This window comes from Micromonospora sp. NPDC048868 (assembly GCF_043198195.1).
In the GTDB taxonomy this organism is placed as follows: domain Bacteria; phylum Actinomycetota; class Actinomycetes; order Mycobacteriales; family Micromonosporaceae; genus Micromonospora; species Micromonospora reichwaldensis.
In genome coordinates this window covers 210,068-223,822 of the sequence record NZ_JBICUN010000007.1, presented here as the reverse complement: position 1 = coordinate 223,822, position 13,755 = coordinate 210,068, and the positions used below count along the sequence as shown (strand labels likewise).

The following is a 13,755-nucleotide window of genomic DNA, read 5'->3' as shown; positions in this document are numbered from 1 at the left end:
CGACGAAACGTTGCGTCTGGGGAGTGCTGGACGATGGTTCGTTGCGTATCTGCCCCTGTTGGTGTGCCCGGCCGGAAGTTGGGCCCGGAAAACACTTCGGGGGCGGCGAATCGCCGCCCCCGAACAAGGGTTGCCCGGCTGGTGAACCACCAGGCTGGTCGGGCGTCGCCGGTGAACCACCGGCGCTGCCGGCGCACCGCCGGCGAGCCGAACAGTGCCCGCTAGAAGCGGTCCACAAACTGTGAGTCAAGCCACTCGCGGAACCGCTGCACCCAGTCCCCGTCGGTGGTCGGCCAGTCGAACTGGCCGGTCATCGCCAGCACGCCGAGCACCACCGCGCCGAGACCCAGCGCGACGCCGAGCAGCGCGTCGGTCTTGCCGGCGATGTGCCGGCGACGGGTGGCCATCAGGCCCAGCACCGCGAGGACCGCGCCGAGGGCGCCGAGGGCGATGCCGTACCCGGCGAGGCTGCCGGTGAGCACGAAGAGCGCCCCGGCCACGCCGACGATCAGCCCCAGCGTGGCGAGGATGCTGGCCCGGGGCTTCGGGCCGGCGACCACCGCCCGCTCCGGCTCGCGGTCGGGAACGCCGTCGCCGTCGCGGTCGACGGGCCGCTCCACGGTGTCTCCGTCGAGCGCGCGGTCCCGGTCCGTCCGGGCGCCCAGCGTCGCGTTCCGGTCCAGATCGGTCGTCCGACCGTCGAGGGTCCGTTCAAGGGTCGGGTCGGGCTCGGTGCTCCGGGGGACGCGTCGGTGGTCGTCGTCGGTGGGCCGGGCCGTGGCCGCCCGGGCGACGGCCGCCCGCTCGGCCGCCCGCCGCTCGGCGGCGCCGTCCCGCCCGGCGCCGTCGGGCGCGGCGCTGCTGCGGTAGGTCGTCTGCTCGCCGTCGCGGTCGGTGACCACCGGACGGCTGGGCCCGCTGCTGCCGTCCGCGTCGGCCCGCGGTACGCCGTCCCGGCCGGTGCCGGCGGGAGCGTCACGGTCGTCGACGCGGCCGTCGAGGTTCTCGTCCCGTGTCGGCGCCTCTTCCGACCTGCGGGACAGCGAGGGAATCTTCACCACACACACCTCCTCGTGAATGCGTGGTGGCCGATGCAACGACTGCCGCCCACGCGGTACGCCTCTGCAATACCCAGGCGGTCGTTCCGCGACACCGGGCGCGCGCGGCGGTGGGCCGGGTCGGTGCGGAGGAGGTTCCGATCCGCGCGTGCAGCCGGGCGCGGCGTCCTACCGCTGCCACGTGTCGAGGGCGCGGACGGCGGTGCGGGCGAAGTCGTCCATGAGGTCCGGGCTGCCGCTGGTGCCCTCCCAGCCCTGGTCGTGGAGCACCGTCGTGACGTCGTCGACACGGATCACGGCGATCTGGCTGACCGCGTCGCCGCCGGTGCGGTTGCCCTGCAGGTCCGTCTGCGGCCAGGTCTGGGTCACGAGCAGGGCCTCGTCGCCGACGCCGGGCAGCGGGCGGGTCCGGACCTCGACGGTGGCCCCCGACCGGCGGTAGGACTGGCACGAGTCGAGCGAGTCGCGCAGCCGCCGCAGGTAGTCCGAGGCGCCCTCGCCCTCGAAGGTGAAGATGGTCTGCGTGACGGTGCCGTACGGCACGTTCTCGGGCGGGTCCTCGATCTGCTTGTAGACGTTCATCATCGAGGCGCTCGCGGTCACCGCCCGACCGCCGGTGCCGAACTCCTCGCCGCACAGCTTGGGTAGGGCGTTTGCGACGGGCGTCGTCGTCCGGGGCGACTTCCGATGCTCCGGCGGCAGTTCGAGGAAGGCCGAGGTGGGAATGGTCACCGGCGCCTTCCCGCTGGGCGAGGGCAGCGGAGCCGTCGCGGTGGGCGTCGACACGGTCGCCGAAGGGGTGGGTGCCGTGCTCTGACCCTGATCGTCGGCCGGGGCGGTACAGCCACCGCCGAGGCCGATGGCACCGAGCAACGACACACCGAGGGCGGTGGATCGCCGCAGTCTGGTGGCGGAACGCCGGGGGGTGCGGTGATCCATCGTGGTGCCTCCCTGTGTCGGCCTGTCCCGACCTCTTCCCGGCAGCGGGTCGACCGAAACGAGGGGGTGCCGCCCGGCAGCCGGGCGGCACCCCACGCCGGGGCAAGCCGTATCTATTAGAAGTCGACGAATTCCTCCGCGCCTCCGTCCGGCCCCGCCGACCGACCGGGCGGGGCGCGAGCATCCGCAGCACGCCACGGTCGGCGGCCCCGCGAGCCGCACGTATCCTTGGCACCCGTGCCAGAGGGACACACCATCCACCGCCTGGCGGCGCGGCACGCCGAGCTGTTCGGCGGGGACAAGTTGCACGCCGCCAGCCCGCAGGGCCGCTTCGCCGAGGGCGCGGCCCGCCTATCCGGCACCGTCCTGGAGGCCACCGAGGCGTACGGCAAGCACCTGCTGCACCACCACGCGGGCGAGCTGACCCTGCACATCCACCTCGGGCTCTACGGGAAGTTCACCGACGGCGCCGGGGAGCCGCCGGAGCCGGTCGGCCAGGTGCGGCTGCGGCTCACCAGCGACCGGCACTGGCTCGACCTGCGCGGCCCCACCGCCTGCGAGCTGCTCACCCCGCCCGAGGTGGCGGCGCTGCGGGCCCGGCTCGGCCCCGACCCGCTGCGCGCCGACGCCGACCCCGAGCGGGCGTACGCCCGGATCTCCCGCAGCCCCACGCCGCTGGCCGCGCTGCTGCTCGACCAGTCGGTGGTGGCCGGCACCGGGCTGATCTTCGTCACCGAGGCGCTGTTCCGGGCCGGGCTGCCGCCGACGCTGCCCGGCCGGCGGCTGACCCGCGCCGGCTGGGACGCGCTCTGGGCCGACCTGGTGGCGCTGATGCGGCTCGCCGTCGGCCGCGGCCGCATCGACACCGTCCGCGACGCGCACCTGCCCGAGGCGATGGGCCGCCCCGCCCGCGTCGACCGGCACGGCGGCGAGGTGTACGTCTACCGCCGCCCCGGCGACCCCTGCCACGTCTGCGCCACGCCAATCAGCCGGGGCGAACTGGCCGGCCGCAACCTTTACTGGTGTCCCACCTGCCAACCGTCCTGACCGCCGCCCACGCCGACGTCGGTCTCACCGGGGAGGCGCGGCGAGCAGCCAGCGGACCACCTCGACCTGGTTGGGGAAGACCTGCCCCTCGCCGATGCTCCAGGCCAGCGTCTGCCCGACCGTCCAGCCCCACACCCGATCCCGGTCCAGCCCCAGCTCCGCGCTGAGCCGGTCCAGCCGGTGCCGGACGGCGTCCGGCGAGTGCCCCAGCTCCGCGCCGCGCACCAGCGGCACCACCCCGAACTCGCGCTCGCCGGTCAGCGGCTTCGGGTCGATGACCAGCCACGGCTCCCGGGTGGCCCGCAGCACGTTGCCGGCGTGCAGGTCCTGGTTGACGAGCACCTGCTCGCCCTGGCTGTCGACGAGGTCCGCCAGCAGCCCCAGCGCCGTGTCGAGCAGCCGCCGCTCGTAGGGCCGGCCGGCCCGCTCCCAGTTGGCCGGCAACCGTTCCGCCCAGCCGGCTGCCTCCTCGGCGAGCGGGGTGAACGGCGCACCGGCCGGACGCCAGACCCGGGGCAGCAACTCCACCGCCGCGTCCAGCGCCGCGTCGGCGGGCAACTCGTGCAGCGGAGTGCCGGGCACGCACCGCTCGACCAGCAGCGCCCGCCGCTGCGGGTCGTGGGCGAGCAGCCGGGCCGCCCCCACCCCGGCCCAGCACTCCAGTGCCGTCGCCTCGTGGACGCTGTCGGGGTCCGGGTACTGGAGCTTCAGCACCGCCGGCGTGCCGTCGGGCAGCTCCGCCGGCAGGGCCAGCGAGGCGAAGGCGTACGGGAAGGGCGGCCCGAGCCGCAGCGACCAGCGCTCGGCGCAGGCGGCCAGGCGCTCCGGCAGCGCCGCCAGCCACTCCCGCCCGGCCGGCGTGCCCCGCACCCAGCCCAGCCCGTCGGGGATCAGGAGTTCGGAATCCACCCGGCCATCCTTCCTTCACCAGCGCCCGCCCACCCACCCCGCACCACCGATTCCCCGCCCACCGCCGGTGGTGGTGATCAAGAGGTTCGGGTCCGCAACGGAGATCGAACCGGACGCAAACCTCTTGATCACCGCGTCGGGGAGGGGGCGAGCAGGCGGCGGAGGGGAGGGGGCGGGGGAGGGAGCGCTGTCAGCGGAGGCGGCGGATGTCGCCGTGGGCGCGGTAGAAGCCGCCCCGGCCGGACTCGCGGACCTGGGTGACCAGGTAGCGCGCGCCCGGCTCGCGGATGCCCTTCGGGAACTGCACGGACCAGTCCCGGTGGTAGCCGGGGGAGACCACGTGCACCCGCAGCCGACCCCGGTCCTCGACGCACTGCACCATCACGCCGCCGTCGACGTCGCTGGTCACCTCGACCGTCGTCCAGGCCGCCGGCTCCGGCATCCGGGGCGGGGCCTTGACGTCGACCACCTCCGGCACGCTGCCGGCCTCCGCCGCCCGGATCGCCGGCTCGCTGGCGTCGATGCAGGCCAGGTGGCCGCTGGTGGTGACCACGTAGAGCCGATCCTCGTGGTACTGCATCGAGTAGGCCGAGCCGCAGCCGGTGCCGAGCTTCCACAGCCGGTTGCCGGCCGCGTCGAAGCAGTAGATCGAGGACTGGCTGTCGCCGGCGAAGACGAACCGGCCGCCCTCGGCCGTGGCGCAGGAGAAGACCGGGGCGTCGCAGCGGTAGGTGCGCTCGGCGCGGCCGTCCTTCGCCAGCCGCACCACCTCCCGGGTGCCGGTGCCCGCGAAGACCGCGTCGCGCTCCTGCCAACCGAAGAGCACCGATCCGGTACGGGTGTGCCACCGCTCCTGGCCCGTCCGCCAGTCGTAGCTGGTCACCCCCTGGGAGTGGCCGTGGTAGAGCGCGTCGGCGTCGCAGCGCACCATCCACGCCGATCGGCCGCGACCCTGCCGGCGCCAGAGGAACTCGTCCTCGTGGTCGACGGCGACGATGCCGCCGCCCGCGTCGGAGACGCCCAGCACCCCGTCGTGGATGTCCAGCCAATAGATGTCGATCTCCGGCGCGATCTCGTAGGCCACCCGGGGCACCTTGCCGGACAGGTCGTAGACGTTGCCGTCGTCGCAGCCCGCGTAGATCCAGGCGTCGTCGGCGACGATGCACTTCACCCCGTCGGGGAGGCGGACCTGGTCGAGCACCCGGGCGTCGTGGCCGAGCGTGGTGATGACCCCGCGCTCGTTGCCGACCATGCAGCTCTGCCCGTCGACGAAGATGCCGAAGGCGGGGGCGCCGGAGTCGTAACGCCACAGCACCGGGGCGGTGCGGGCGGTGGAGCGGGTGCTGACGATCTGCCGCCGGGAGACGGCGCGCTTCTGCCGCACGCCGCGCACGGCCGGGGCGTACCCCTTGCGGACCTTCTCGCCGATCTTCTTCGCCGCCGCCGCGCGGGCCTTGGCGTTGTCGGCGTAGGCCGTGGTCTTGACCTGGCCCTGGTCGCCGATCCGGCCGTAGCGGACGGTCAGCGCGGCGTCGTCGACGACGACCTCGTAGAACTTGTGCGCACCATCCGCTTCGGACAGTTCGAGGTAGGTCGTCTCCTGCGGCATGGGGGCCTCCGAGGGGGGTCAGCGACCGGCCTGGCGTGACCGGTGGGGCGCGAGCGGGCACACGCTAACGGCCACCCCCGACACGCACGCAAGGAAGGGCCCCTTCCCATCGCGTACGCGACAGGAAGGGGCCCTTCCGCACACCTGACGCTCAGCGGCCGACGGCGGCCAGGGCGTCGACGGCCTTGCGGGCGGCGATCAGCACCGGGTCCCAGACCGGGGCGTACGGCGGGGCGTAGCCCAGGTCGAGCGCGGTCATGTCGTCCACCGTCATGCCGTTCCACAGCGCCACCGCGAGGGTGTCGATCCGCTTGGCCGCCTCGGACCAGCCCACGATCTGCGCCCCGAGCAGCCGCCCGCTGGGCTTCTCCGCGATCAGCTTCACCGTCATCGGCCGGGCGCCCGGGTAGTAGCCGGCGCGGTTGGTCGACTCGGCGATCACCGAGACGAACTCGAACCCCGCCGCCGCGGCGTCCTTCTCGCGCAACCCGGTGCGCCCGACCTCCAGGTCGCAGACCTTGGTGACGGCGGTGCCGATCACCCCGGCGAAGGTGGCGTACCCGCCGCCGATGTTGATGCCGGCGACCCGGCCCTGCTTGTTGGCGTGGGTGCCCAGCGGCACGTGCACGGGCAGCCCGGTCACCCGGTGCACCGTCTCCACGCAGTCGCCGGCGGCCCACACGTCCGGCACTCCCTGCACCCGCATCCTGCGGTCCACCCGGATGCCGCCGGTGGTGCCCAGCGGCAGCCCGGCCGCCTCCGCGAGCTCGGTGTTGGGGCGTAGGCCCAGACCGAGGACGACCACGTCGGTGGGGATGGGGCCCTCGGCGGTGACCACGGCGGACACCCGGCCGTCGGTCTCCTCCAGGCCGGTCACCCCGAGGCCGGTGCGGATGGTGACGCCGATGCCCCGCATCGCGTCCGTGACGAGCTCGGCCATGTCCGGGTCCACGGTGGCCATCGGCTGCTCGGCCTGCTCGACCAGGGTGACGGCGAGCCCGCGCTGGATCAGCGCCTCGGCCATCTCCACGCCGATGTAGCCGCCGCCGATCACCACCGCCCGACGCGGCCGGGGCTCGGCGTCCAGCCAATCGCGCAGCGCGGCGCCGTCGTCGAGGGTCTGCATGCCGAAGACCCCGCCGGCGTCGGTGTCCGCCCAGCCGGGCTTCTTCGGCAGCGCCCCGGTGGCGTACATCAGGGTGTCGAAACGCTCCCGGACCTCGCCGCCGCCGTCGAGGTCCCGCGCGACGACCTCGCGCCGGTCGAGGTCGATGCCGGTCACCTCGTGCCGGAGCCGGACGTCGATGTCGAACTTCTCCCGGAACGTCTCCGGGTCGCGGGCGATCAACTGGTCCCGTTCGGGCACCAGCCCGCTGATCCAGTACGGGATGCCGCACGCCGAGTACGACGTGAAGTGCCCCCGCTCGAAGGCGACGATCTCCAGGTCGCCGCGGTCCCGCCGGCGTCGCGCCTGCGACGCCGCCGCCATTCCCGCGGCGTCCCCACCGATGACGATCAGCCGTTGCGCCACGTTCACCATCCTGTCACGAGCGGCCCGCGCCACGGGTCTGCCGCGCGACGTCCTCCACCACGTCCACGAGCCTGCCGGTACGCGCGAAGACGGCGCGCTGCCGGGCCGCTCCGGTGCCGTGCCGGCGCAGCCCGGCGACGAGCCCGGTCACCTCGTCGAGGTCGCCGTGCCGTTCCAGCGCCGGGCGCAGCCGCTCGATCAGCTGGTCGAACAGCTCCCAGGCCGGCCGCAGCTCGCCGTCGGTCAGGTCGACGCCGTCCCCCTCCTGCCCGTCGTGGGCCGCCCGCCAGTGCGCGGCGACCAGCAGGTGGTGGTCGGTACGCAGGGCCGGCCGCCCGGCGGCGATGTCGTCCATCGCGGTCGCCACCATGGCCCGGACCAGCGCGGCGACGAGCACCGCGTCGTCCACCGACGGGCAGACGTCGCCGATGCGGATCTCCACCGTCGGGTACTTGGCCGACAGGCGGGCGTACCAGTAGAGCATCCCCTCGTCGAGCATCACGCCGCTGGCGATGAGCTGCCGGATCAGCCGTTCGTAGTGCTCGTGGGACTCCAGGTACGGGGTGGGCGCCACCGACGGCCAGCGCTCCCACTCCACCGACCGCCAGCTCGCGTACCCGGTGTCCTCGCCCCTGGCGAAGGGGGAGTTGGTGGTGACGGCGTGCAGCACCGGCAGCCAGGGCCGGACGTGGTTGAGCACCTGCACGCCGGTCTCCGGGTCGGGCACTCCGACGTGCACGTGCATGCCGTTGTTGCCGGGGCCGGGGACCAGCAGGCGGAACCGCTCGATCATCCGGTCGAAGCGGGGCTTGTCGACCACCGGGGGCACCGGACCGTCGACCGGCCCGGTGCCGATGGCCAGCAGCCGTACGCCGGCCCGCTCGGCCGCGTCGGCGAGCGCGGCCCGCAGCACGCCGAGGGAGTGCCGGATTGAGGAGAGTTCCAGGCCGGGCGGGCTGCCGATCTCGATCTGGCTGGTCTGGAACTCCCGCTCCACCTGACCGCGCAGCTCGGGCGGCACCTGCTCCATGACGAGGTCGACAGCGGGCACCGCGGCCCCGGTGTGCGGGTCGACGAGCAGGAACTCCTCCTCGACACCCACCGTGAGCAGGTCGGTCCCCTCGGCCGTACCGCTCGGAGCCTCCGCCACCTGGCCGGTCATCGTCACCACCGTCCGTTCGCGCCCGGCAGCGGTCCGTCCGCGCGGGGTCGGTCAGTGGTTACCCACCGTGCGGAGGCGGAGAAACGCGCCCCGGCGTGTCGCCCACCGCGCACCCACAAGGGCGATCACACCGCGGGTCACCGTGACCCGCGGTCCTCACCGTCGCGCACCAGGGCGCGGACGCGGCGCAGCGTGGCGTCCGGGGCCAGGATGGCCTCCCGCCACCGGTCCAGGGTCCGGCGCAGGTCCCAGACCGTCGCCCGCAGCTGCCGTTCCTGCTCGCGGGCCGAGTCGAGCTGCGCCCGGGTGAGCAGCGCGGCCTCCTCCAGCTCGGCGACCCGGGTGCGCAGCGGCTGCACCAGCGTGAGGGCGGCGTCGGTGAGGGTGTCGGCGGCGTCCGCCTTGAACTTGCCCCGCTGCACGATGACGGTGGCGATGACGGCGAGGCCGCCGGTCCCCCCGAGCACGCCGAGGACGGAGAGCAGGACCTGCACCCAGTGCGGGGCGGCCGGCGCCGTGGTGTTCACAGCCCACCCCTGGCGGAGAAGGTGCCCCCGACGTCCACCCCGGCCAACTGGGTGGCCTGACCGGCCACGGCCAGCCGGCGCAGGTCGAGCGCGATCTGGACGGCGCGCCACACGGAGCCGACGGCCACCGCGACGATGAACGCCATCGCCGCGACCCCCTGCGCGCCGGCGACCACCGCCAGGGCGACGGCGTGCATGCCGGTGATCGTGCCCAGCACGAGCACCGACGCGAGTTCGATGCCGAGGCCCGTGGAGAGCCGGCCCGGCCAGAGCACGCCCAGCAGCCCGGCGACGCCGGCCACGATGAGGCCCGACTCCCACCCCACCTGGATGGGTCCCGGCATGGCCATCTCCACCGACTGCGGCCGGGCGTCGAGGACGATCAGGAGGACCCCGCACACGGGGGCGGTCGCCATGATGGCGATCTCGAAGGGCTGGTGCCTCGATCGGATTCGGTTGTGGGGCACGGCAGCTCCTCAGAATGGCCCGCCACCTCGTCGAGGCGGCCCGTCGGCCGGGGCGGGCGCCCGGTGCCGACGGTGTACCGGGAGGACCCGCTCCCACCGTCCGGGCCGGCGTGGCCCGCCGACGACGCGGAAGCACACCGGTGACCGAGAAGGACGACACGACGTCGTTGGCTGTCGACGCACCCAAGTCGTACCACTTCCGCCGCGCCCCCGTCCACCCCGGACCTGTCGTATAAGAGCAGGTCAGAGCCGGTGCAGCGGGCTCGTTGCGCCAACTGGACCGGGTGGCGTGACAGCGGGTCCTAGGCTGGTCGGCGTGCCGGGGCTGCTGGGGATCGTGCTGGGGACGTGGGCGTACGCCCTCGCCCACCTGACCCTGCTCGCCGACCGCCCGGTCGGGCTGCTCGCCGGGGCCGCGCTCGCCGCGGTGGCACTGCTCGCCGTCGCGCTCGCGGCGCACGCGGCCGGCGTCGTCGACACGCCCCGGGCCGGCCGTGCCGCCGCCCTGCGGGCCCGGGCCCGCCGCCGTCGGGTGCCGCGGCAGGTCGACCCGGACGCCGCCGGGCGTCCCCGTCCCCGCGCGCCCGGGCCGTTCCCCTCGGCCGCGTAGCACCGCCGCGCGGCCGATTCCGCCGCCATCCGCCCGTCCGGCGACCCGCCTTCCCGCCGGACCGGCACCCGGAATCGGACCGAGGGGTCACCCATGCTCGCCTTCGCACCTCTGCACGACGCCGTCGGCGCCGCCGGCCGCGCGCTCACCTGGTTCACCACCCTGCTGGAACCGCTGGCCGGCGACGCGGCCACGGCCGCCGCCATCGTCGCCCTCACCGTCGTCGTCCGGTTGCTGATCTCGCCGCTCACCCTCATGCAGGTCCGCGGGGAGCGGCGCCGCGCGGCGCTCGCCCCCGAGGTCCGCGAGCTTCAGCGGCGGTACGCGGACGACCCCACCCGGTTGCAGGGCGAACTGTTCGCGCTCTACCGGGCCAACGGCGCCAGCCCGGTGGCCGGCTGCCTGCCGCTGCTGCTCCAGGCCCCGTTCCTGCTGGTGATGTACCGGCTCTTCACCACCGCCGAGGGCGGCACCGGGCTGCTGGCCGAGCGCCTGGCCGGTGTGCCACTGGGCCACCACCTCGGTGACGGGGCGGTCGGCGGCGCGCTGCCGCTGTTCGGCGTCCTGCTGGCGGCCCTGCTCGTTCTCGCCTGGTGGACGTCGCGACGGATGCGGCGCGCGGCGGCGGCGACGGGAACGGTGGCCGGTACGCCGACCGAGGGGCCCGGCGCAGCGGTGCTCGGCCGGCTGCTGCCGCTGCTGCCGTACACGACGGTGCTGGTGGCGCTGGTGCTGCCGCTGGCCGCGGTGATCTACCTGGTCACCACCACCGCCTGGTCGGCGGGGGAGCAGGCGGTGCTGCGCCGCCCGCGGCCCGAGCCGGCCCGCATCGATGAGCGTTGACATCTGCGGAGCCGGCACGTACAACTCCTGGGAGAGCGCTCTCTCGCCCGTCCCCGCAGAGAGGCACGTCAATGACACATGTCCCGGCGGCGCCCGCCGCCCTGCCCCCGCGACGCCGGCTGACCCTGGCGTTGACCCTCCTCACCGCCGCCGCGACCGCGCTGGTCGGCACGACCGTGACCGCGAACGCCGCCGTCCCGGCGCCCGCGCCCGGCTGGAGCCTGGTGTGGAGCGACGACTTCACCGGTGCGGCCGGCACACTGCCGTCCGCCGGCAACTGGATCATCGACACCGGCACCAGCTATCCCGGCGGCCCGCCGAACTGGGGCACCGGGGAGATCCAGACGTACACCAACAGCACCGCCAACGTCAGTCACGACGGCGGCGGCAACCTGCGGATCACCCCGCTGCGCGACGGCTCGGGCCGCTGGACCTCGGCCCGGATCGAGACCGTGCGCAGCAACTTCAAGCCGCCGTCCGGCGGCGTGCTGGCCATCGAGGGCCGCATCCAGATGCCGAACGTCACCGGGGCCCAGGCGTCCGGCTACTGGCCGGCGTTCTGGGCGCTCGGCTCGCCGTACCGGGGCAACTACCAGAACTGGCCGGGCATCGGCGAGTTCGACGTGATGGAGAACGTCAACGGCATCAACTCGGTCTGGGGCGTACTGCACTGCGGCGTGGCCCCCGGCGGGCCGTGCGACGAGTTCAACGGCATCGGCGCGTCCCGGGCCTGCCCCGGCAGCACCTGCCAGTCGGCCTTCCACACCTACCGGTTCGAGTGGGACGCCTCGGCCAGCCCGCAGCAACTGCGCTGGTACGTCGACGGCCAGCTCTACCACTCGGTCAGCCAGTCCCGGGTCGGCGAGCCGTACTGGTCGCAGATGACCAGCCACGCCGGCTACTTCCTGCTGCTCAACGTGGCGATGGGCGGGGCCTTCCCGAACGGGGTGGCCGGTGGCGCCACGCCGACCGCCGCCACCGTCCCCGGCCGTCCGATGCTCGTCGACTACGTGGCGGTGTACAGCCGGGGTGGCGGCACCACGCCTCCGCCCACGACCCCGCCGCCGACGACGCCGCCGCCCGGTGGGGTGCGCGACGCGTACGCGACGATCCAGGCGGAGTCGTTCAACGCGCAGAACGGGGTGCTCGTCGAGGCGTGCGCCGAGGGCGGGCAGAACATCGGCGCGCTGCGCAACGGCGACTGGGTGCGGTTCGACAACGTGGAGTTCGGGGCCGCCCCGCCGCGCGACTTCGTCGCCCGCGTCGCCTCCGGCGCGGCGAGCGGGGTCAGCGGGCTGGTGGAGGTGCGGCTGGACAGCCCGACCGGCCCGACGATCGGCAGCTTCGCGATCGGGAACACCGGTGGCTGGCAGAGCTGGCGCTCGGTTCCCGGCAACGTCGCCGGCCCGACCGGCCGCCGGACGGTCTACCTGACCTTCAACAGCGGGCAGCCCGCCGACTTCGTCAACGTCAACTGGTTCACCTTCCGCCGCTGAGCCCGCTCCTGTTCGCTGAGTCCCGTGGAGCCCCCGGCCGTTGCCGGGGGCTCCCGTCGGCCTGCTCTGGACAGAAACAGTTAACACTCCTAATAATGGGCGTCAATGTCGATGCCGATGGATGGCGTCCGGGTGTGGAGGGTGTCGTGAAAAGACCTAGATCTCTGGTGTTCTCGCTGGTCACAGCGGTGGTGGCGGCGCTCGGCGCGGTGTGGGTGGCGATGCCCGCGTTCGCCGCCGGGGTGTCCGCCAGCTTCGTCAAGACGTCCGACTGGGGATCGGGCTGGGAGGGGAAGTACACGATCACGAACGGCGGCGGGTCCACGGTCGACGGCTGGACCGTCGCCTTCGACCTGCCGGCCGGCACCACTCTCGGCAGCTACTGGGACGCGCTGCTGACCTCGTCGGGCCAGCGGCACACCTTCACCAACCGGTCCTGGAACGGTCGCCTCGCCCCGGGCGCCTCGGTCTCGTTCGGATTCCTCGGCGCCGGGCCGGGCTCGCCCACCAACTGCCAGCTCAACGGCACGGCGTGCGGCGGCGGCACCAGCCCCACCACCGCGCCGCCCACCACCGCGCCGCCGACGACCGCACCCCCGACCACCCCGCCACCGACCACGCCGCCCCCGACGAGCCCGCCGCCGAACACCGGCCTGCCGAAGCACATCCTCACCGGGTACTGGCACAACTTCGACAACCCGGCCGTCGAACTGCGGCTGCGTGACGTGCCGGCCGAGTACGACGTCGTCGCGGTCGCCTTCGCCGACGCCACCGCCACCCCCGGCGCGGTCGCCTTCGCCATCGACCCCGGCCTGTCCACCGCCCTCGGCGGCTACACCGACGCCGACTTCTCCGCCGACGTGCGGACCCTCCAGTCCCGGGGCAAGAAGGTGATCATCTCCGTCGGCGGCGAGACCGGCCGGGTGGCGGTCAACGACGCCGCCTCCGCCGCCGCGTTCAGCGACAGCGTCCACGCGCTGATCCAGCGGTACGGCTTCGACGGCGTCGACATCGACCTGGAGAACGGGCTCAACCCGACCTACATGGCCCAGGCGCTGCGCTCACTGCGGGCCAAGGTGGGCGCCGGACTGATCATCGCGATGGCTCCGCAGACCATCGACATGCAGTCCCCGGCCACCAGCTACTTCAAGCTGGCGCTCGACATCAAGGACATCCTTACCGTCGTGAACACCCAGTTCTACAACTCGGGGGCGATGCTGGGCTGCGACCGCAACGCCGCGTACGCCCAGGGGACGGTGAACTTCATCGTCGCGCTGGCCTGCATCCAGTTGGAGGCCGGGCTCCGCCCGGACCAGGTCGGCCTCGGCCTGCCGGCCGGTCCCGGGGCGGCCGGCGGCGGCATCGTCGCGCCCAGCGTGGTCAACGCGGCGCTGGACTGCCTGGCCCGGGGCACCAACTGCGGCAGCTTCCGCCCGCCGCGCACCTACCCGGGCATCCGCGGCGCGATGACCTGGTCGGTCAACTGGGACGTGAGCAACGGCAACACCTTCGCCCGCACGGTGGCCCCCCACCTGGACACCCTCCCCTGACCCCTCC

Annotated in this window: 13 protein-coding genes; 5 read left to right on the top strand and 8 right to left on the bottom strand. The window is 74.0% G+C overall.

The window, feature by feature from the left end:
* Positions 1 to 221: 221 nt before the first annotated feature.
* Together ACGFNF_RS14150 and ACGFNF_RS14145 are read right to left on the bottom strand one after the other, a co-directional pair.
* Positions 222 to 1,061 (bottom strand): thrombospondin, encoded by an 840-nt coding sequence (locus ACGFNF_RS14150; protein WP_393168043.1) that lies wholly within the window; start codon positions 1,059 to 1,061, stop codon positions 222 to 224.
* A gap of 165 nt (positions 1,062 to 1,226) precedes the next feature.
* Complete coding sequence (locus ACGFNF_RS14145; protein ID WP_393168041.1) at positions 1,227 to 1,790, bottom strand: hypothetical protein; 564 nt, start codon at positions 1,788 to 1,790, stop codon at positions 1,227 to 1,229.
* A 444-nt stretch (positions 1,791 to 2,234) separates the two neighbouring features.
* Between ACGFNF_RS14145 and ACGFNF_RS14140 the strand changes: the two genes are divergently transcribed.
* Positions 2,235 to 3,044, top strand: a complete 810-nt coding sequence (locus ACGFNF_RS14140; protein WP_393168039.1) for an Fpg/Nei family DNA glycosylase — start codon at positions 2,235 to 2,237, stop codon at positions 3,042 to 3,044.
* A 24-nt stretch (positions 3,045 to 3,068) separates the two neighbouring features.
* Here ACGFNF_RS14140 and ACGFNF_RS14135 read toward each other — a convergent pair whose 3' ends face one another.
* From ACGFNF_RS14135 to ACGFNF_RS14110, 6 genes are all read right to left on the bottom strand, one after another.
* Positions 3,069 to 3,953 carry an aminoglycoside phosphotransferase family protein gene (locus tag ACGFNF_RS14135; RefSeq protein ID WP_393168037.1) on the bottom strand — a complete coding sequence of 295 codons (885 nt, stop codon included), beginning with the start codon at positions 3,951 to 3,953 and terminating at the stop codon, positions 3,069 to 3,071.
* 190 nt (positions 3,954 to 4,143) lie between these two features.
* Positions 4,144 to 5,562 (bottom strand): WGR domain-containing protein, encoded by a 1,419-nt coding sequence (locus ACGFNF_RS14130; protein WP_357577256.1) that lies wholly within the window; start codon positions 5,560 to 5,562, stop codon positions 4,144 to 4,146.
* Between the two features lie 151 nt (positions 5,563 to 5,713).
* Positions 5,714 to 7,093, bottom strand: coding sequence for an FAD-dependent oxidoreductase (locus tag ACGFNF_RS14125; RefSeq protein WP_393168035.1), 1,380 nt, complete (start codon positions 7,091 to 7,093; stop codon positions 5,714 to 5,716).
* Positions 7,094 to 7,106: 13 nt separating this feature from the next.
* A complete protein-coding gene (locus ACGFNF_RS14120) occupies positions 7,107 to 8,255 on the bottom strand; it encodes a glutamate--cysteine ligase (protein ID WP_393168033.1) in 1,149 nt (382 codons plus the stop codon).
* A gap of 137 nt (positions 8,256 to 8,392) precedes the next feature.
* On the bottom strand, positions 8,393 to 8,740 hold the full coding sequence (locus tag ACGFNF_RS14115) for a hypothetical protein (protein ID WP_393168182.1): 348 nt from the start codon (positions 8,738 to 8,740) through the stop codon (positions 8,393 to 8,395).
* A gap of 38 nt (positions 8,741 to 8,778) precedes the next feature.
* Positions 8,779 to 9,249, bottom strand: a complete 471-nt coding sequence (locus tag ACGFNF_RS14110) for a hypothetical protein (protein WP_393168031.1) — start codon at positions 9,247 to 9,249, stop codon at positions 8,779 to 8,781.
* Positions 9,250 to 9,565: 316 nt separating this feature from the next.
* Between ACGFNF_RS14110 and ACGFNF_RS14105 the strand changes: the two genes are divergently transcribed.
* From ACGFNF_RS14105 to ACGFNF_RS14090, 4 genes are all read left to right on the top strand, one after another.
* On the top strand, positions 9,566 to 9,859 hold the full coding sequence (locus tag ACGFNF_RS14105; protein ID WP_393168029.1) for a DUF6412 domain-containing protein: 294 nt from the start codon (positions 9,566 to 9,568) through the stop codon (positions 9,857 to 9,859).
* A gap of 93 nt (positions 9,860 to 9,952) precedes the next feature.
* Entirely contained in the window at positions 9,953 to 10,702 is a 750-nt protein-coding gene (locus ACGFNF_RS14100; protein ID WP_393168027.1) for a YidC/Oxa1 family membrane protein insertase, read from the top strand.
* Positions 10,703 to 10,773: 71 nt separating this feature from the next.
* Positions 10,774 to 12,198, top strand: coding sequence for a carbohydrate-binding protein (locus ACGFNF_RS14095; RefSeq protein ID WP_393168025.1), 1,425 nt, complete (start codon positions 10,774 to 10,776; stop codon positions 12,196 to 12,198).
* Between the two features lie 146 nt (positions 12,199 to 12,344).
* Positions 12,345 to 13,748 carry a chitinase gene (locus ACGFNF_RS14090; RefSeq protein ID WP_393168180.1) on the top strand — a complete coding sequence of 468 codons (1,404 nt, stop codon included), beginning with the start codon at positions 12,345 to 12,347 and terminating at the stop codon, positions 13,746 to 13,748.
* The last annotated feature ends 7 nt before the right edge of the window (positions 13,749 to 13,755 follow it).

Coding starts and splice junctions, on each gene's coding strand:
- ACGFNF_RS14130 (WP_357577256.1), bottom strand. CDS start 5,562: ATGCCGCAGGAGACGACCTACCTCGAACTGTCCGAAGCGGATGGTGCG.
- ACGFNF_RS14120 (WP_393168033.1), bottom strand. CDS start 8,255: ATGACCGGCCAGGTGGCGGAGGCTCCGAGCGGTACGGCCGAGGGGACC.
- ACGFNF_RS14100 (WP_393168027.1), top strand. CDS start 9,953: ATGCTCGCCTTCGCACCTCTGCACGACGCCGTCGGCGCCGCCGGCCGC.
- ACGFNF_RS14095 (WP_393168025.1), top strand. CDS start 10,774: ATGACACATGTCCCGGCGGCGCCCGCCGCCCTGCCCCCGCGACGCCGG.